This is a genomic window from Serratia sp. TMDUHS_CL (genome assembly GCF_037137105.1).
Taxonomy (GTDB): Bacteria; Pseudomonadota; Gammaproteobacteria; order Enterobacterales; family Enterobacteriaceae; genus Serratia; species Serratia nevei.
Genome location: NZ_JBBBDV010000019.1, coordinates 53,223 through 70,395, shown reverse-complemented (window position 1 = coordinate 70,395; position 17,173 = coordinate 53,223). Strand labels below are relative to the sequence as shown.

Annotated in this window: 12 protein-coding genes and 1 riboswitch; of the genes, 4 read left to right on the top strand and 8 right to left on the bottom strand. The window is 60.1% G+C overall.

Annotation, left to right across the window (positions count from 1 at the left end; translation table 11 throughout):
- Positions 1 to 43 precede the first annotated feature (43 nt).
- From WCL58_RS24315 to WCL58_RS24300, 4 genes are all read right to left on the bottom strand, one after another.
- Positions 44 to 1,723, bottom strand: coding sequence for a ShlB/FhaC/HecB family hemolysin secretion/activation protein (locus tag WCL58_RS24315; RefSeq protein WP_336851714.1), 1,680 nt, complete (start codon positions 1,721 to 1,723; stop codon positions 44 to 46).
- 385 nt (positions 1,724 to 2,108) lie between these two features.
- Positions 2,109 to 3,026 carry a ketopantoate/pantoate/pantothenate transporter PanS gene (gene panS / locus WCL58_RS24310; RefSeq protein WP_049201525.1) on the bottom strand — a complete coding sequence of 306 codons (918 nt, stop codon included), beginning with the start codon at positions 3,024 to 3,026 and terminating at the stop codon, positions 2,109 to 2,111.
- A 142-nt stretch (positions 3,027 to 3,168) separates the two neighbouring features.
- Complete coding sequence (gene lysC, locus WCL58_RS24305; RefSeq protein WP_336851713.1) at positions 3,169 to 4,536, bottom strand: lysine-sensitive aspartokinase 3; 1,368 nt, start codon at positions 4,534 to 4,536, stop codon at positions 3,169 to 3,171.
- Between the two features lie 108 nt (positions 4,537 to 4,644).
- A riboswitch (Lysine riboswitch) is annotated at positions 4,645 to 4,839 on the bottom strand.
- A 52-nt stretch (positions 4,840 to 4,891) separates the two neighbouring features.
- Entirely contained in the window at positions 4,892 to 6,700 is a 1,809-nt protein-coding gene (locus WCL58_RS24300) for a cation:proton antiporter (RefSeq protein WP_336851712.1), read from the bottom strand.
- Between the two features lie 229 nt (positions 6,701 to 6,929).
- Between WCL58_RS24300 and pgi the strand changes: the two genes are divergently transcribed.
- Positions 6,930 to 8,576 (top strand): glucose-6-phosphate isomerase, encoded by a 1,647-nt coding sequence (gene pgi, locus WCL58_RS24295; protein ID WP_033639258.1) that lies wholly within the window; start codon positions 6,930 to 6,932, stop codon positions 8,574 to 8,576.
- Between the two features lie 62 nt (positions 8,577 to 8,638).
- Here the strand turns inward: pgi and WCL58_RS24290 are convergent, their stop codons facing one another.
- Positions 8,639 to 10,075: a capsule assembly Wzi family protein gene (locus WCL58_RS24290; protein WP_336851711.1), complete on the bottom strand. Its 1,437-nt coding sequence runs from the start codon at positions 10,073 to 10,075 to the stop codon at positions 8,639 to 8,641.
- A 225-nt stretch (positions 10,076 to 10,300) separates the two neighbouring features.
- Here WCL58_RS24290 and psiE point away from each other — a divergent pair, with 225 nt between their 5' ends.
- A complete protein-coding gene (psiE, locus tag WCL58_RS24285) occupies positions 10,301 to 10,708 on the top strand; it encodes a phosphate-starvation-inducible protein PsiE (RefSeq protein ID WP_004936694.1) in 408 nt (135 codons plus the stop codon).
- Positions 10,709 to 10,863: 155 nt separating this feature from the next.
- On the opposite strand, the gene malG is transcribed toward psiE, so the two are convergent.
- The 3 genes from malG to malE all read right to left on the bottom strand — a co-directional run bounded on the left by malG (position 10,864) and on the right by malE (position 14,719).
- The gene (malG, locus tag WCL58_RS24280; protein ID WP_049273304.1) at positions 10,864 to 11,754 is read right to left on the bottom strand and encodes a maltose ABC transporter permease MalG; all 891 of its coding nucleotides are present in this window, start codon (positions 11,752 to 11,754) and stop codon (positions 10,864 to 10,866) included.
- 11 nt (positions 11,755 to 11,765) lie between these two features.
- Positions 11,766 to 13,343 carry a maltose ABC transporter permease MalF gene (gene malF / locus WCL58_RS24275; protein ID WP_197757673.1) on the bottom strand — a complete coding sequence of 526 codons (1,578 nt, stop codon included), beginning with the start codon at positions 13,341 to 13,343 and terminating at the stop codon, positions 11,766 to 11,768.
- A 182-nt stretch (positions 13,344 to 13,525) separates the two neighbouring features.
- Positions 13,526 to 14,719 carry a maltose/maltodextrin ABC transporter substrate-binding protein MalE gene (gene malE / locus WCL58_RS24270; protein WP_019453233.1) on the bottom strand — a complete coding sequence of 398 codons (1,194 nt, stop codon included), beginning with the start codon at positions 14,717 to 14,719 and terminating at the stop codon, positions 13,526 to 13,528.
- Positions 14,720 to 15,077: 358 nt separating this feature from the next.
- On the opposite strand from malE, the gene WCL58_RS24265 reads away from it, so the two are divergent.
- Positions 15,078 to 16,049 carry an alpha-amylase family glycosyl hydrolase gene (locus WCL58_RS24265; protein WP_060425181.1) on the top strand — a complete coding sequence of 324 codons (972 nt, stop codon included), beginning with the start codon at positions 15,078 to 15,080 and terminating at the stop codon, positions 16,047 to 16,049.
- On the top strand, positions 16,042 to 17,151 hold the full coding sequence (malK, locus tag WCL58_RS24260) for a maltose/maltodextrin ABC transporter ATP-binding protein MalK (RefSeq protein ID WP_038874339.1): 1,110 nt from the start codon (positions 16,042 to 16,044) through the stop codon (positions 17,149 to 17,151). Before WCL58_RS24265 ends, malK begins: the two co-directional genes overlap by 8 nt.
- Positions 17,152 to 17,173: the final 22 nt, after the last annotated feature.

Genomic DNA, 17,173 nt, shown 5'->3' with positions numbered 1-17,173 from the left:
CTCTCCGTATATTGCCGTGGGGTCCTGCAAAACTGCTGATTAATTAAAAGGTGTAAGAAAAGCGCGCCAGTACCTGAACGGGATCTTCCGGCGTGGCGTGATTTGACAAGATCCAGCCGCGGCTGACCTCGAGATCGACCAGCGCCTGCCGATAGCGCAACGTGGCGCCGCTGCTCAGTCCGGCGCTGCTGCGCCACCCCGAGTTGTCCTGGCGCGGCAAAATGCGGCCGACGTCGGCGCCGAGGCGCGGCGTCAGCGTGGTGGCGCCCAGATTGAAGCTGCGCGACAGCGTGTTCTGCAGATACCAGCCGTTGTCGCCGGACTGGGTGCTGCGGCTAAAGCCGCGCACGGCGCTGCGATCGGTAAGGCTCAGCCATTCCACGCCGGGCAGCGGGTCGCGGCTGTACTGGCCATAGAACAGGTTGTTGAGCTGATAGGTCGCCTCGCCCAGGTGAAGGCGCTGGCTGAGGTTGGCGAACAGCTTGCCCTTGGTGAACTGGCTGTCGAGGTGCACCGAGCTCGGGTGGCGATCGGCCCCCAACCACGGCAGACCCTGTTCGACGCTGAGGTTGGCGCTGAACACCCCGTTGGGCAGAATCTGCAGGTGGCTGGCGCTCAGCTCGGCCAGGGTCAGCGTGGGGCTGCTGACTTCGAGGCGCACGCTTTCGAAGTAGTTGTCGATGCGCTTGTAGGTCAACTGGCCGCTCAGGCTGTCTATCTGATCGTGATCGCGGTAAAACACATAGTCGCTGCGCAGCCCGTACTGTTGGGTCTGGCCGTGCAGTTTGACCACGTTGTGCGGCAGTTGCTGGTGGTTCTCATAGGACGAGAAGCTGGCGAACCCGCTGAAGGTGAACGCGCCGTACGGCAGCGAATAGAGCAGGGTATAGGCGCGGTTATAGCGGTGAGCCGGGTTTTCCAGCGTGCTGCTGGCGTTCAGGCTGACGAAGTCCGACAGGCCGAACGGGCTGTCCAGCGTGGCGGTGGTGCGCGCCAGCCACTGGCCGGTGCTTTTTTGGCCGTAATTATCCGTGCCGGCGGTAATCAGCCAGGGCTTGGCATGTTGATTGCGCAAACGAATGACCGAACCGCCAACCTGGTGGCCGGGCAATATATCCAGCTTGGTGGTATTCGATTGCAAACGGTTGGCCTGATCCAATCCCTGGTCGAGCTCGGTTAATTTCAACGGCTTGCCTTCCAGCCCCGGAAATAATAAACGGCTGTTGACCCAGCGATCGCCGCCTTCTATTTTCTCGATAAATCCTTCGGTGACGCTTAACCCCAATTCTCCCTGTGAATTAGGGCGAACAATTTGCACGCGCGCGGTGATATAGCCTTTTTGCACATAAAGGCGCGTTAATTCGCGGGTCAGGCGATTGATATCATTGCTGCTGATGCAGTTTTCCGGCAGCGCTCTCAGGGCGGATAAATCGGTCGGCGAGAGCAGGGTGACGCCCTGCAGATAAACGCCGGCGATTGGCAGGCACTGCGCGGACTGCGGCAGGGCGGGCGCGGGCGGTTCCGGCTCCGCCAGCAAGCGTTGCTGCTTCAGCTGCTGGTAGCGGCGTTGCTCAATCAACTGGTTGACTTCACGCGTGCTGTCTTGCAACGCACGGCGCGACTCCCCCATCGACATATCCCGCATCATGTGGGCGTCCGGCAGGGTTTCGGCGGAAAGGGCCGTGCTGACCAACAGCGTCAAGGCGGTTATTTTTTTTATCATTGTAATCCATTATGAGAGGCCGCCGGGGCAGCCCGCCCAATCCATGAGGTTAACCACGGGCGGCCGACGGCCGGCCCGAAATAATGAGCGACATGCACATTGCGAGGTATCTTGATTTGCCGCGGCAAATAAGACGGTGGGTATAGATCTAAATAATAATTAGGCTGCTTCTTTTATGGTGGGCAACCCTGGTGACTTAATTAATTAAAAAAAGTAGAACGTCTCTTCCTCTTGCCAACATTATCGGCATGGTTAGGAAGAATCTGAATTTTTATTTTTCACGGATGATAGGGGATGAGAGGAATTATGACAATCCGACCAGTGGGAAATACGAAATTTCGCAGAGAAGAACGGGGACGCAATTGTTTGCGTCCCTACAGGCGGTTTATTTTTTCTTGATAGGGCGGCCGGACCAATACCCCGCCAGCAGCGAACCGGAGAGGTTGTGCCAGACCGAGAACAGCGCGCCCGGCAGAGCGGCCAGCGGTGAGAAGTAGATTTTACCCAGCGTGGCTGCCAGCCCGGAGTTCTGCATGCCGACTTCGATCGCCAGCGTGCGGCAGGTGGATTCGTCGAAGCCGAACAGCTTGCCGCCCCAGTAGCCGCTGAGCAAACCGATGCCGTTGTGCAGGATCACCGCGACGATCACCACCAAACCGACCGAGGCGATATGGCTTTGACTGCCCGCCACCACCGCGCTGATGATCGCAAGGATACACACCATCGACAGCGCCGGCAGCAGCGGCTCAATGCGTTTCACCGCCTTGGTCAGGGTGTGGTGGACGATCAGGCCCAGGCCGATCGGGATCACCACGATCTGCAGAATGCTCAGCAGCATGCCCATGATATCGACGCTGATCTTGGCGTCGACATACAGGCGGGTCAGCAGGGGCGTGGCGAACACTCCGACCAGCGTCGAGACCGCTGAGATGGTCACCGACAGCGCCACGTCACCCTTGGCCAGGTAGATCATTACGTTGGACGCGGTACCGCTGGCCACGCTGCCCACCAGCACCATGCCGGCGGACAGATCCGGCGGCATGCGGAACAGCATCGCCAGGATCCAGGCCGCCAGCGGCATGATCAGATAGTGCAGGAAGATGCCGGCCGCCACCGGTCCGGGGCGCGCCAGCACGCGTTTGAAGTCGTCCAGCCGCAGCGTGACGCCCATGGCGAACATGATCAGCATCAGCAGCGGGCTGACGTAGGGGCCGATGCCGGTAAAGGAGGTCGGCGTGTAATAGGCGGTGACGGACAGCAGTATCGCCCACAGGGGGAATAAGCGCGTGAAGAGTGCCAACATGCAGGTTTTCCTTAGCCAGATTGAGAACGGTGGGTGTGGTTGTGTTTTTTGCGGGTTCAACATGCTGAACCCCTGCAGGTTTTGAACGAATTTTTTAGACGCAGGGGCGCAGCGTGCTGCGCCCGCAATCAGGGATAATGACTTATTCGAACAGGTTGTGGTGCAGGGCGCGCACCACCTGCTCGGCTTCTTCGCCCGGTACCAGGAAGCACAGGTTATAGCTGCTGGCACCGTAGCAGATCATGCGGATATTGAACGGATCGAGCACGCCGAACACCTCTTTGCCTACGCCGCAGGCGCGCGACAGCTGGTTGCCGATGATCGCCACCAGCGCCAGGTTTTCTTCCACTTCCACCCGGCACAGCGACGACAGCTCGGTCAGCAGCGAGGTGGTCAGCAGGCTGCCGCCGACGGAGGTGGCACCGGTGGTGTCCATGGTCAGCGCAATGCTGACCTCCGAGGTGGTGATCAGATCGACGGAGATGTTGTGGCGCGCCAGAATATTGAACACCTCGGCCAGGAAACCGCGCGCGTGCAGCATGTTCAGGCTGTGCAGCGTCAGCAGCGTTTGCTTGCGGCGCAGCGCCAGCGCACGGAACAGCGGCGGGTTTTCGGTGGTGTTGCACACCAGCGTGCCGCCGGCCGCCGGATCCTTGCTGGAGCCGACGAATACCGGAATGTCGCTGCGCACCGCCGGCAGCAGGGTGGCGGGGTGCAGGACTTTGGCGCCGAAGGTGGCCATTTCCGCCGCCTCTTCGAAACCGATTTTGTCGATGCGCTTGGCCGCCGGCACCACGCGCGGATCGGTGGTGTAAATGCCCGGCACGTCGGTCCAGATATCCACCCGGCCAACGCCGAGCGCCTCGCCGAGCAGCGCGGCGGTATAGTCGCTGCCGCCGCGGCCGAGCGTGGTGGTGCGGCCTTTCGGCTCGCTGCCGATAAAGCCCTGGGTGACCACCAGCGCTTCCTGCAGGCGCGGCTGCAACTGCGCTCGGGCCAGTTCGCTGAGCGCGGCGCTGTCCGGCACGGCGCGGCCGAAGTGATCGTCGGTGCGCATCACTTTGCGCACGTCGAACCATTCGGCCTGCACGTTGCGGGCGCGCAGGATTTCAACGAACAGCAGGGTGGACATCAGCTCCCCATGGCTGACCAGCTCGTCGGTCAACGCCGTCGAGGTGGCCAGCGACGCGGCCTCCGACAGCATGGCGATGTTTTCCAGCAGCCGGTCGATCTCTTCGCGGATCACCGCCGGCGCCGTGAGGCGATCGAGGATGGCGTACTGGATGCGGCGAATTTCATCAAGCTGGTAATTGCGCTTGTCGGCCTCGCAACCCTCGGCCAGGGCGACCAACAGGTTGGTGACGCTCGCCGAAGCGGACAACACCACCAGGCGGACCTGCGGGTTGGCCAGCACGACGTCGGCGCTGCGGTTCATGGCTTCAAAGTCGGCGACGCTGGTGCCGCCGAACTTGGCTACCACGGTGGAATTCTGGGGTGCTGCTTGGTTCATCTAGAAACCTCGTGTCAGGGATGCCCGTTTGGGGGCACTGTAATTCCATAGCCTTGGCACAAGGGGAGAGCGGTAAACAGGGGGCAGGCGTAGAGGTCAGGCTACGATACACCCAGAAGCGCCCCACCTTGTCGATCGCCCTGTGGGCGATCCCCTGGTGACAACCCAGGGGATTCAGCCCCTGTAGTCGATACGATAATGGCCGGCCATTATCGTACCTCGGCGTCGCTCCCCCTCGGGTGCCGTCAACGGAGAAACGGCTCCTCTGACACTCTACCTGGGCGACGCGCCTCTTCTGGCTTGCGCACCGGGTGCGCAAGTAGGCTGTTAGAAATAGCCGGTTATCGCCATTCTGTCAACGTACAGACGGTGAGGGATTTTCATCTTGTACCAGCGCGATAAGCGTACAGGGCATCGCGGGCGTGGAACCGGCGCCAATCGGTTGCAGAGAACCGTCTTCCTTTTGGCTGAATAACGGGATAACGCCCTGATGTTTCTCCAAATACTCCAGCCAACCGAAATTTTCGTTCAATTTGGTCGCCTTGATGGTGGCCCCCCTGGCGAGCAGGCTGCTCAGGCGGCCGTAGGTGGCTTCCTGATTAAATAAAATTTCATGTCGGCGGAAACGCGAACTTTCCGCGCTGGCGCCGCGCCCTTTCAGCGGCGCCCCCGAACGGATGGCAAACACGTGATCCTCACCGAAGAGATGGCCGAAGTGGTAGACCGCCAGCGCGTTCTGGTGGCGATTGGGCGACAGCGCCAACACCTGGGCGATATTGCTCAGGTCGAGATAGTTCTCGGCGTGTTCGGAGTAGGCGTGGCCATAGTAGGCCGGAATGCCGTCCATGCGCGCCTGGCGGTAGTATTCCCAACTGCTGTCGGTGACGATCACCGGCACGTTCAGCTTGATCAGCGCCTGCGCCAGCATGCGCGCCACGCTGTTGGCGCCGACGATCAGCACGCCGCGCGGCTTTTGCTGCTGTACCCGCAGCCAGCGCGCCATCATGCCGCTGGTCAGGCTTTGTAGCACCACGGTGCCGATGATGATGGCGAACACCACTGTGACCAGCCGGTCCGCGCCCTGATAGCCGCTGCGCTGCAGCGTCAGCGCGAACAGCGAGCTGACCGCCGCGGCGACGATGCCGCGCGGGGCGATCCAGCACAGCAGCAGCCGATCGCGCCAGTGCAGGGAAGAGCGCCAGGTCGATACCGCGATGCACAGCGGCCGGGCGATGAACTGCACCGCCAGCAGCAGCAGGAGCAGCGGCCAGCCCATGTTCCACAGCGCCTGGATGTCGAGCCGCGCCGCCAGAATGATGAACAGCGCCGAGATCAGGATCGCCGACAGCTCCTCTTTGAACGCCAGAATATCGCTGGTATCGACGTCGCGCATGTTGGCCAGCCAGATGCCCATCACCGTGACGGTCAGCAGGCCGGATTCGTCGGCGATGGCGTTGGAAACGCCGAAGGCGGCCAGCATGATCGCCAGCACCGCCAGGTTCTGCAGGTAGCGCGGTAGCCAGACGCGGCGCAGCGCCAGGCCGAGCAGGTAGCCGAACAGCGCGCCGGCGATCAGGCCGACGGCGGCGGTCACGCCCAGCGTCCAAAACAGGTGGGTATAGGACTCCGCATTCTGTTTCAGCACGATGAATTCGAACACCAGCAGGGTGAAGATGGCGCCGACCGGATCGATGACGATCCCTTCCCAGCGCAGCACCTGGTTAATGTTGGCGTTCGGCCGCACCACGCGCATCAGCGGGGCGATCACCGTCGGCCCGGTCACCACCGTCACCGCGCCGATCAGCGTCGCCAGCTCCGGCGGGAAATCCAGCAGCCACCAGCTGGCGAGGCTGATGACCAGAAAGGTAACCAGCATGCCGACGGTGACCAGATTGCGTACCACGCCGCCGAGGCCGCGTATCTCCTCGAAACGCAGCGTCAACGCCCCCTCGAACAGGATGATCGCCACCGACAGCGACACCAGCGGAAACAGCAGATCGCCGAACAGCAGATCCGGCTGCACCAGATGCACCGTCGGGCCGAGCACGATGCCGAACAGCAACAGCGGCAAAATGGCCGGCAGGCGCAGCAGCCAGGCCAGCCACTGCGCCAGCAGCGACGCCAGGCCGATAAGCACCAACATGAGCGGGGCGGATAATTCCATAAGCGAGATCCCTTTCAAATGACGAAATAAGCAACGATGACACAGCCTGATGACAATTCGGCAACCCCGATAACAGGCCGTTAGCCCAAAGTATAGAGTGAAAGCTGAAACGAGGCGGCAATGCGTTGACAGTTAGCGCCTATCGCAAGAAAAGAGATCATAATCACAGTCGAACAGGCTACAATCGGACAAACGCGTCATTTTTATTCTCAAGCCTAAGAGTGTTGCTATGAAAAATATCAATCCTAGTCAAACCGCTGCTTGGCAAGCCCTGCAGCAACATTATGCACAGATGAAAGACGTACGGATCGCCGACCTGTTCGCCCAGGACAGCGATCGTTTCTCCCGGTTCTCCGCGACCTTCAACGACCAAATGTTGGTGGACTATTCCAAGAACCGTATCACGCAGGAAACCCTGGAGAAGCTGCAGGCGCTGGCGAAAGAAACCGATCTGCAAGGCGCCATCAAATCGATGTTCGCCGGTGAGAAAATCAACCGCACCGAAGATCGCGCGGTGCTGCACATTGCCCTGCGCAACCGCAGCAACAGCCCGATCCTGGTCGACGGCAAAGACGTGATGCCGGAAGTGAACGCGGTATTGGCCAAGATCAAACAGTTCTGCGCGCGCGTCATCGGCGGCGAGTGGAAAGGCTACACCGGCAAGCCGATCACCGACGTGGTGAACATCGGCATCGGCGGTTCGGATCTCGGCCCTTACATGGTGACCGAAGCGCTGCGCCCTTATAAAAATCACCTGAACATGCACTTCGTCTCCAACGTCGACGGCACCCATATCGCCGAAACGCTGCAGCCGCTGAACCCGGAAACCACGCTGTTCCTGGTGGCCTCCAAAACCTTCACCACGCAGGAAACCATGACCAACGCCCACAGCGCGCGCGACTGGTTCCTGAGCAGCGCCGCCGATCAACAGCACGTAGCCAAGCACTTCGCCGCGCTGTCCACCAACGGCAAAGCGGTGGCCGAATTCGGCATCGATACCGACAACATGTTCGAGTTCTGGGACTGGGTAGGGGGCCGTTACTCCCTGTGGTCGGCGATCGGTCTGTCGATCGCGCTGTCCATCGGTTATGACAACTTCGAGCAGCTGCTGAGCGGCGCGCACGCCATGGATAAGCACTTCGCCGAAACGCCGGCGGAGAAAAACCTGCCGGTGCTGCTGGCGCTGATCGGTATCTGGTACAACAACTTCTTCGGCGCCGAAACCGAAGCCATTCTGCCGTACGATCAGTACATGCACCGTTTTGCCGCTTACTTCCAGCAAGGCAACATGGAATCCAACGGCAAGTACGTCGATCGCAACGGCAATCCGGTGGATTACCAGACCGGCCCTATCATCTGGGGGGAGCCGGGCACCAACGGCCAGCATGCGTTCTACCAGCTGATCCATCAGGGCACCAAGCTGGTGCCGTGCGATTTCATCGCGCCGGCCATCAGCCATAACCCGCTGGGCGATCACCACGCCAAACTGCTGTCCAACTTCTTCGCCCAGACCGAAGCGCTGGCGTTCGGCAAGTCGCTGGAAGTGGTGGAGGCCGAGTTCGCGGCGCAGGGTAAAACTCCTGAGCAGGTCAAGCACGTGGCGCCGTTCAAAGTGTTTGAAGGCAACCGTCCGACCAACTCGATCCTGCTGCGCGAAATCACCCCGTTCAGCCTGGGCAGCCTGATCGCGCTGTACGAGCACAAAATCTTCACTCAGGGCGCGATCCTGAACATCTTCACCTTCGATCAGTGGGGCGTGGAGCTGGGCAAACAGCTGGCTAACCGCATCCTGCCTGAGCTGGCGGGCAGCGAGAAAATCAGCAGCCACGACAGCTCGACCAATGCGCTGATCAACCGCTTCAAGGAATGGCGCTAATCGCCTGAGCTGAAGCCAATAAAAAAACCCGCCGCGGCGGGTTTTTTTACGTCTGTAACAAATTACAGATTGATCGGTACTTCGAAGCTGACGCCCGCGCCCACGTCATCGGCGGTGCTGTGATCGTTATCGGTGTACCACAGGCTGGTATCGAACTTAACCTGAGACGGGAAGGTGTAACCCCAGCCGACCTGAATGCCCTTCAGCGTATCGGATTTCGGGAACGCCTGGTTGATGCTTTGGCTCAGCGGGTTCACCTTGGCGTATACCAGGCGGGTACTCCAGCGCTGGCTGTCGTCCAGCACCAGCTCTACGCGGCCGGACAGCATCTGGCCGTCGCCACCCATGGCATGGCCCAGCGGGTAACCCTGCTGATAATAACCGCCTCTGTAAACGTAGTGATTGTAGACGTAGTTTTTACGACTCATATCAGAACGGGTATCTGACCCTTCGATATACCAGTTGATGGTCGTCGGGCCCCATTCAGGGTGGCCTTCCAAACCGAGCAGATAGGTGTTTTGCGATGGCAGATAGCCTGCCTCATCTTCACCCACCAATTGACCATACAGGCTAACCGGCATACCGATCAGCGGCTGCATTTTCAGTTTGAAATCGAAACCGGCGAGCTGGTTGCCCGGATCATCACCTCTGCCGGAATCATCATTATCACGGCCGCTAACGCCTTTCCAGAACGAACTCCAGGACTGTGGTCGGCCCTCACCACCCCACTGCATGACGCGCGACGCACCCAACTCCAGGAAATCGGTCGGCATCATGGTGAAGCGGGCACCGATCAATTTGGTGTGCGGGACGGAACTGTACTGCGAGAGCTGGCCGGCGCTCAGCTGGTATTGCCAGCGGCCGATCCACGACAGCCACGGGGTTTCAAACGGCGATTGGTCTGCGCGCTGCAGCATAAAGCCCGCGACCGGGCGTGCGGCATCGGAGCGGATCAGGCTGCCGTCGTAACCAGGGCCCCACCATTGGGAAACTTCGCCGAAGGAGAGCCACTGGTTCCAGATTTTCACCGCGCCGTAGGAGCCGTTCATATTGAATTTGGAGCCATCGCTGACGCGCTGATCGCCTTCCACCGAACCCTGCAGACGTACGTCCCAGAACTCGCCGTTGGCGCCGGCGCCGATGGTCAGGCGATCGTCGGCGTACTCATTTTGGCCGAAGCCCTGCGGGGTACCGGGTTTATCCGTCGACGCGTAACCGCTGACGCGGATGTTGGCTTTCAAGGCATCGACACGGCGCTGCACGCGGTCGATGACGTTTTTCTCGGTATTGGTGACCGGCTTGGCCTGCGCGATAACGGAACTGATCTCTTCCTGGCTCAGCGGCCAGGTGGACAGGCTGACGTTGATAACGCCGCGGTCAGACAACCAGGCGAGATCGTTACGCAGATCGTTGTCAGGGGTTACCAGGCCGGCGGCGTGGCCGGACAATGCACAGGTAAACAGGCCCGCAGCGACCAGTCCGTTAAGTTTAGCGCGCATAAAGAATTCCCTTGTTAATTCGAGGTTATTAGTTTTATGTAAAGATCTCTGTGACCCATGATAGTTGACATTTCGATTTGCTACAAATCTATAAGCCAGAAACATCTTATTATAACTTTATGAATTAAATGGGGTTTAAAGTGCTTTCGCGCGGGGCATAATTTTTAAGACAATGCCTATATTGGCACGGTTGAATCATATTAGCGGTATTCAGAGAGAGGTTTTATGGCAAAAACGTCGCGTTCGATCATGATAGCGAAAGGGCTGCAGCGGGTACTGAACGTAGGTTTGCTGCTGCTGGCGGCAATTCTGGTGGTGTTTCTGGTCAAGGAGACCCTCCACCTGGCGAAGGTGTTATTTATCAACAACGAAGAGTCTTCTTCATACCTGTTGATTGAAGGCATCGTGATTTATTTTTTGTACTTTGAATTTATCGCCTTGATCGTCAAGTATTTTGAGTCGGGTTATCATTTCCCGCTGCGCTATTTTATTTATATCGGCATTACCGCGATTATTCGTTTGATTATCGTGGACCACAAGAATCCCATCGATACCCTGATCTACGCCGCGGCGATATTGGTGCTGGTGGTGACGCTCTATCTGGCCAACACCGATCGGCTGAAACGGGAATAGCGGAGATAAAAATGGCGGCCAATGGCCGCCAAAGACACAGGATATAATTACCCGTCGTCTTTCAAGCTACAGCGTTGTTGACTGCACTCGCTGTAACTCGAAATCCATAGGGTAAAAGATAAGGAAAGACATCAAACGCACTGCAGTGGCACAAATTACCCCTTCACGCCGCCGGCCGTCAGGCCGCCCACCAGCCAGCGCTGCGCCAGCAGGAACACGGCGGTAATCGGTATCGCCGACAGCACCGCGGCGGCGGCGAAGTCGCCCCACAGGTAGTTCTGCGGGTTGAGATATTGCTGCATCCCCACCGCCAGCGTGTAGCTGTTCACATCGCGCAGCAGCAGCGACGCTACTGGCACTTCGGTGATGGCGGCGATAAACGACAGAATGAACACCACCGCCAGAATCGGCACCGACAGCGGCAGCAGCACCAGACGGAATGCCTGCCACGGCGTGGCGCCGTCCAGCGCCGCCGCCTCTTCCAGCGAGTTGTCGATGGTTTCGAAATAGCCCTTGATGGTCCAGACGTGCAGCGCGATGCCGCCCATGTAGGCGAAGATCACGCCGCCGTGGGTGTTCAGGCCGATAAACGGAATGTACTGGCCCAGGCGATCGAACAGCGCATACAGCGCCACCAGCGACAGCACCGCCGGGAACATCTGGAATATCAGCATGCTCTTCAGCAGCGTGCTCTTGCCGCGAAAACGCATGCGGGCGAAGGCGTAGGCGCAGGTGGTGGATAGCGTCACGATGCCGATGGCGGTGATCGCCGCTATCTTGATGGAGTTCCACAGCCACAGCAGCACCGGGAACGGCGGCGGCGTCACGCTGCCGTCGGCGTGGGTGACGCTGAAGCCGAGCGCCAGCCGCCAGTGATCCCAGGAGAGGGTTTCCGGTATCAGGCTGCCGGTGGCGAAGTTGCCGGAGCGCAGCGAGATGGCGATCACCATCAGCAGCGGGAACATGATCAGGGCGATAAAACACAGCATCAAAATATGGGTGATCCACAGGCGCAGGCGCTGGGACTTGGGTTGAACCATGGCCATCGTTATTCTCCCTAATCGAAGTTCATCTTGCTGGCTTTCAAATTCAGGATCGCCAGCGCGCCCACCAACAGGAAGATCAGCGTGGCGATGGCGGCCGCCAGCCCGAAGTCTTGCCCGCCGCCGCCTTCGAAGGCGATGCGGTAGGTGTAGCTGACCAGCAGATCGGTATAGCCGGCCGGCGTAGTGGTGCCGATCATGTCCGGGCCGCCGTTGGTCAGCAGCTGGATCAGCACGAAGTTGTTAAAGTTGAAGGCGAAGCTGGCGATCATCAGCGGCGTCAGCGGCTTGATCAGCAGCGGTAAGGTGATGCGGAAGAAGTTTTGCCACGGGTTGGCGCCGTCCATCGCCGAGGCCTCGTACAGATCGTCCGGGATGGCCTTCAGCAGCCCCATGCACAGGATCATCATGTACGGGTAGCCGAGCCAGGTGTTGACGATCAGGATCATGCTCTTGGCGGTGAGCGGATCGCTGAACCAGGCCGGTTTGATGCCGAACAGATGGCTGAGCATCATGTTGATCTCGCCGAAGCTCTGGTTGAACAAACCTTTGAAGATCAGGATCGAGATGAATGACGGCACCGCATAGGGCAGGATCAGCAGCACGCGGTAGATCGCCTTGCCTTTCAGCGCCTCCCACTGCACCACGCAGGCCAACACCATGCCGACCGCCACGGTGAGGATCACCGTCATCACCGAGAACACGATGGTCCAGATGAAGATAGACACGAACGGTTTCTTGATGCCCTCGTCCTGCAGCACCCGCAGGAAGTTTTTCCAGCCGGTGGTGACGGTATAGCCTGGGCTCAGTGTTTCCTGCGCCCAGCCGCCGTCGGCGTTGATCGCCTGATAGAAGCCGGTGTCGCCGTTCGGCCGGTAGCGCACCTGAGTCTGGTTATTGGTCAGCGTGCTGCCGTCTTTGTCCAGCGCATACAGCGGGCGGGTGCCGGAGAACTGGCGCAGGGAGCTCATGCGCAATTCCCCGCCGTCGGGCAGTTGCGCCACCAGTTGGCTCAGCGCTTGCCGGTTCTGGGTGATCACCCGCAGCGTGGCGCGTTCGCCCTGCGGCGCGGCGCTCTGCGCCGTCAGCTTCAGGGTTTGCGGCGCGGCGGCGTCGAGGCGGAAAGGTTCGGAAATCAGCGGCTGTTCGCTGTCCGGTGGCGTCAGCTGCAGGCGCCACTGCTGGTTTTCCGCCGGGTAGAGGCCGAAGGTAAAGGTGTTGCCGCTCTGGAATTGGCGCTGCATCAGCACCGATTGCGCGCGTTCAAAAGTCAGCTGGTTGGTGCTGCTGTAGTTGGTAAAGGCGATGGCGATGGTGCAGATCAGCGGGAACAGGACGAACAGCCCCATGCCGGCGACGCCGGGATACACATAGCGCCAGGCATAGGCGCGGCGGTTGGCGAAGACGTAAAGCCCGGCGCTGACCAGGATCAGCGTCAGGATGGCGAACAGGTATTCACCCTGTGCATACATCAACACAATCAGGTAGCAGGTCACCAGGCTGAACAGGCCGACCACCAGCCATTTCAGCGCGTCGCTTTGCCACCACTTCGATTTTTTACGCGCAGGCGTCCCGGCGTGAGCGAATTGCATAGGGCGTTCCTTTCTGTGAAGCAACGGCGGGGCACTTGTCCCCTTCATACTTGAAGCTACACCTTTGTTGGCTGCGTCCGCTCACCCCGGTCACATAGTTATCTATGCTCCCGGGGATGTGCGTACTTGCCGTCGCGGTGTAACTCCAATTATTTCGGGGATGTTAATCCCGCACGACGTCGTTACTTGGTGATACGGGTCTGCACGTCGTCCAGCGCGGCTTTCACCGTCTGACGGCCGCTGACGGCGTTGATCACCGCGCTGCGTTCGGCGTACCAGAAGGCGCTCATCTGCGGGATGTTCGGCATGATTTCCCCGTTTTGCGAGTTCTGCATGGTGGCCGCTATCTTCGGATCTTTGGCCAGCGCTTCCTGATAGGACTTCAGCGCCACCGCGCCCAGCGGCTTGTCTTTGTTGACGTCCGCCAGCCCTTCGTTGGTCAGCAGGTAGTTCTCGAGGAACTCGGTCGCCAGCTCTTTATTCGGGCTGGCGGCGTTGATGCCGGCGGTTAGCACGCCGACGAACGGCTTGGACGGTTTGCCTTTGAAGGTTGGCAGCAGCGTCACGCCGTAGTTGATTTTGCTCTGCTCGATGTTGTTCCAGGCCCACGGCCCGTTGATGGTCATCGCGGTCTGGCCTTTGTTGAACGCGGCTTCGGCGATCGAGTAGTCGGTATCGGCGTTGATGTGCTTGTTTTTCACCAGATCGACGATGAACTGCAGACCGGCCTGCGAACCGGCATTGGCGACGCCGACATCCTTGATGTTGTATTTGCCGTTTTCATACTTGAAGGCATAACCGCCGTCGGCGGCGATGATAGGCCAGGTGAAGTAGGGTTCCTGCAGGTTCCACATGATGGCGCTTTTGCCGCTGGCGCGCAGCTGCTTGTCCAGCGCCGGGATCTCTTCCCAGGTCTTCGGCGGCTGTTTGACCAGGTCTTTGTTGTAAATCAGCGACAGCGCTTCGACGGCGATCGGGTAGCCGATTAGCTTGCCGTCATAGCGCACGGCGTCCCAGGTGAACGGGAACAGCTTGTCCTGGAAGGCTTTGGACGGGTGGATTTCGGCCAGCAGGCCGGACTGCGCATAGCCGCCGAAACGGTCGTGGGCCCAGAAGATGATGTCCGGGCCGTCGCCGGTGGCGGCCACCTGCGGGTATTTTTCTTCCAGCTTGTCCGGGTGCTCGACGGTGACCTTGATGCCGGTGTCTTTTTCGAATTTCTTGCCGACTTCGGCCAGGCCGTTATAGCCCTTGTCGCCGTTGATCCAGATGACCAGTTTACCTTCCTCGATCTTGGCGAAGGCGGAAGAAGAGAGCACCAGGGTGGCCAGTGCCGAGAGCGCCAGCGTGCGGGCGAGGGTAATGCTGCGAGTCATAATCCAGTCCTTCTTTTTGTGGGCACATAAATCAAGGAGAGACGTTTCGCGGTAATAGTGGGTCACAACGCGACATATTCTCATCCTCCCCCCCTCTACGCCCCTGTGATGAGGAGTGTGATCCAGTTAACGTTGCGCTCTATTCTGTGGCGTCAGGCACAAAATAGGGGGGCGATTTTTGCCAGCCGGATCACAGATTTGCCTTAAGCGCGGAACTTCTCATCGCTGTGGTCGTTCTCTCATCCTCCCGTCTCCTCCCCCATGAAAAATCCTGTTACGGATGATTACCCTTTCCGGCGACTCCCGCACTATCGGCCCATTGATTTTCAACGCCACGCGCAGCAGGGATACCGGATTTATGTCGTCAATGCCTATCGCCACCCAGCCCACCCTGTACCGGATCCATCCGGCCAGTTTCCGTGACGGAAACGGGGACGGCGTGGGCGACGCGCACGGCATGCTGGCGGCGCTGCCGTACCTGAAAGCGCTGTCGATCGACGGCCTGTTGCTGCCGCAGACGCTGGCGCCGGAGACCGAGGCGACGGTGACGGGCGAAGGGCTGACGCTGTGGTACGCCGATGAAGCCAACCGCGTTCGCAATGCGGCCGCGCCGCAGCGGTTCGCCCACGGCGCATTGGCGCTGGACGTGATGCCGTTCAGCGCGGAGAAGCTGGTGGCGGTGCTGCATGCCCGCCGCGCCTCGTTGGCGGACAGCCTGTGGAGCACCGGCGACGCGGATCAGCCCCGAGTGGTCAGCCGCTGGGGGCAGGGCGATTTGCGCTCCGCCGCCGCCTTTCTGACGCTGCTGGCGATGTTGCCGGCGCCGATCTGCCTGTATCAGGGCGAAGAGCTGGGGCTGCCGCACGCCGCCGGCCTGCAGGATCCGCGCGGCGCGCAAACGCCGATGCCGTGGCATGAGGCCCCCGAACAGGTCACCGCCGGCGAAATCAGCTGGTATCAGCAGGTGGCGATCGAACACCGCGCGTTGGCCATCAGCCGCCAACAGCACGACAGCCACTCCACCTTACGTTACTGCCAGGCGCTGTTGGCCCTGCGCCGTTCGCCGCTCATCCAGCGCGGCGAGCTGAGCGCGGTCAGCCAGCGAGACGGCGTGGTGCGCTTACTTATTACCCATCAGGATCAATGCCTTGAAGCGCTGATAAACCTGCAGCCTTATACTCAGGCGGCCGCGCCGTCTGAGGCGACCTTGCCGTTGGCATGGCAGCACGGCGCGCAGCAAGAGGGTCATCAATGGGTTTTGGCGGGCTTTGCCTCCGCCATTTTCACACGACATGTTAACTGCGAAAGCAGGGGAGTAACGCATGGCTAGCGTCACACTGCGCAGCGTTTATAAGGCCTTCGGTGAGGCCGTGATTTCCAAAGACGTCAATCTGACCATCGAAGACGGCGAGTTTGTGGTGTTTGTCGGGCCGTCGGGCTGCGGTAAATCGACGCTGCTGCGCATGATCGCCGGGCTGGAGGACATCACCTCCGGCGAGCTGCTGATCGGCGAGAAACGTATGAATGAGGTGCCGCCTTCCGAGCGCGGCATCGGCATGGTGTTCCAATCCTATGCGCTGTATCCGCACCTGTCAGTGGCGGACAACATGTCGTTCGGCCTGAAGCTGGCCGGCGCCAGGAAAGCGGAAATCAATCAACGGGTGAACCAGGTCTCCGAGGTGCTGCAGCTGGCGCACCTGCTCGATCGGCGGCCGAAGGCGCTGTCCGGCGGGCAGCGTCAGCGCGTGGCGATCGGCCGCACGCTGGTGGCTGAGCCAGACGTGTTCCTGCTCGACGAACCGCTGTCCAACCTCGACGCCGCGCTGCGGGTGCAGATGCGCATCGAGATCTCCCGTCTGCACAAGCGCCTGCAGCGCACCATGATTTACGTCACCCACGATCAGGTCGAAGCGATGACGCTGGCCGACAAGATCGTGGTGCTCGACGCCGGTCGCGTGGCGCAGGTTGGCAAGCCGCTGGAACTGTACCACTACCCGGCCAACCGCTTCGTCGCCGGGTTTATCGGCTCGCCGAAGATGAACTTCCTGCCGGTCAAGGTGACCGCGGCGCAGCCGCAACAGGTGCAGGTCGAGCTGCCCAACCGCCAGCTGGTCTGGCTGCCGGTGGAAGGCGCGGGCGTTCAGCCCGGCGCCAACCTGTCACTGGGCATTCGCCCTGAACATCTGCTGCCCGGCGAAGCCTCTGAAGTGCGGCTTACCGGCGACGTACAGGTGGTGGAGCAACTCGGCAACGAGACGCAAATCCACATCCAAATCCCGGCTATCCGTCAAAACCTGGTGTACCGCCAGAATGACGTGGTGCTGGTAGAAGAAGGTGCCACATTCGCCATCGGCCTGCCGCCTCACCGCTGCCACCTGTTCCGTGAAGACGGTACGGCATGTAAACGGCTGCACCAGGAGCCGGGCGTTTAAAGCATCAAAGTCGGTATAACAG

Coding starts and splice junctions, on each gene's coding strand:
- WCL58_RS24315 (WP_336851714.1), bottom strand. CDS start 1,723: ATGATAAAAAAAATAACCGCCTTGACGCTGTTGGTCAGCACGGCCCTT.
- panS (WP_049201525.1), bottom strand. CDS start 3,026: ATGTTGGCACTCTTCACGCGCTTATTCCCCCTGTGGGCGATACTGCTG.
- lysC (WP_336851713.1), bottom strand. CDS start 4,536: ATGAACCAAGCAGCACCCCAGAATTCCACCGTGGTAGCCAAGTTCGGC.
- WCL58_RS24300 (WP_336851712.1), bottom strand. CDS start 6,700: ATGGAATTATCCGCCCCGCTCATGTTGGTGCTTATCGGCCTGGCGTCG.
- pgi (WP_033639258.1), top strand. CDS start 6,930: ATGAAAAATATCAATCCTAGTCAAACCGCTGCTTGGCAAGCCCTGCAG.
- WCL58_RS24290 (WP_336851711.1), bottom strand. CDS start 10,075: ATGCGCGCTAAACTTAACGGACTGGTCGCTGCGGGCCTGTTTACCTGT.
- psiE (WP_004936694.1), top strand. CDS start 10,301: ATGGCAAAAACGTCGCGTTCGATCATGATAGCGAAAGGGCTGCAGCGG.
- malG (WP_049273304.1), bottom strand. CDS start 11,754: ATGGCCATGGTTCAACCCAAGTCCCAGCGCCTGCGCCTGTGGATCACC.
- malF (WP_197757673.1), bottom strand. CDS start 13,343: ATGCAATTCGCTCACGCCGGGACGCCTGCGCGTAAAAAATCGAAGTGG.
- malE (WP_019453233.1), bottom strand. CDS start 14,719: ATGACTCGCAGCATTACCCTCGCCCGCACGCTGGCGCTCTCGGCACTG.
- WCL58_RS24265 (WP_060425181.1), top strand. CDS start 15,078: ATGTCGTCAATGCCTATCGCCACCCAGCCCACCCTGTACCGGATCCAT.
- malK (WP_038874339.1), top strand. CDS start 16,042: ATGGCTAGCGTCACACTGCGCAGCGTTTATAAGGCCTTCGGTGAGGCC.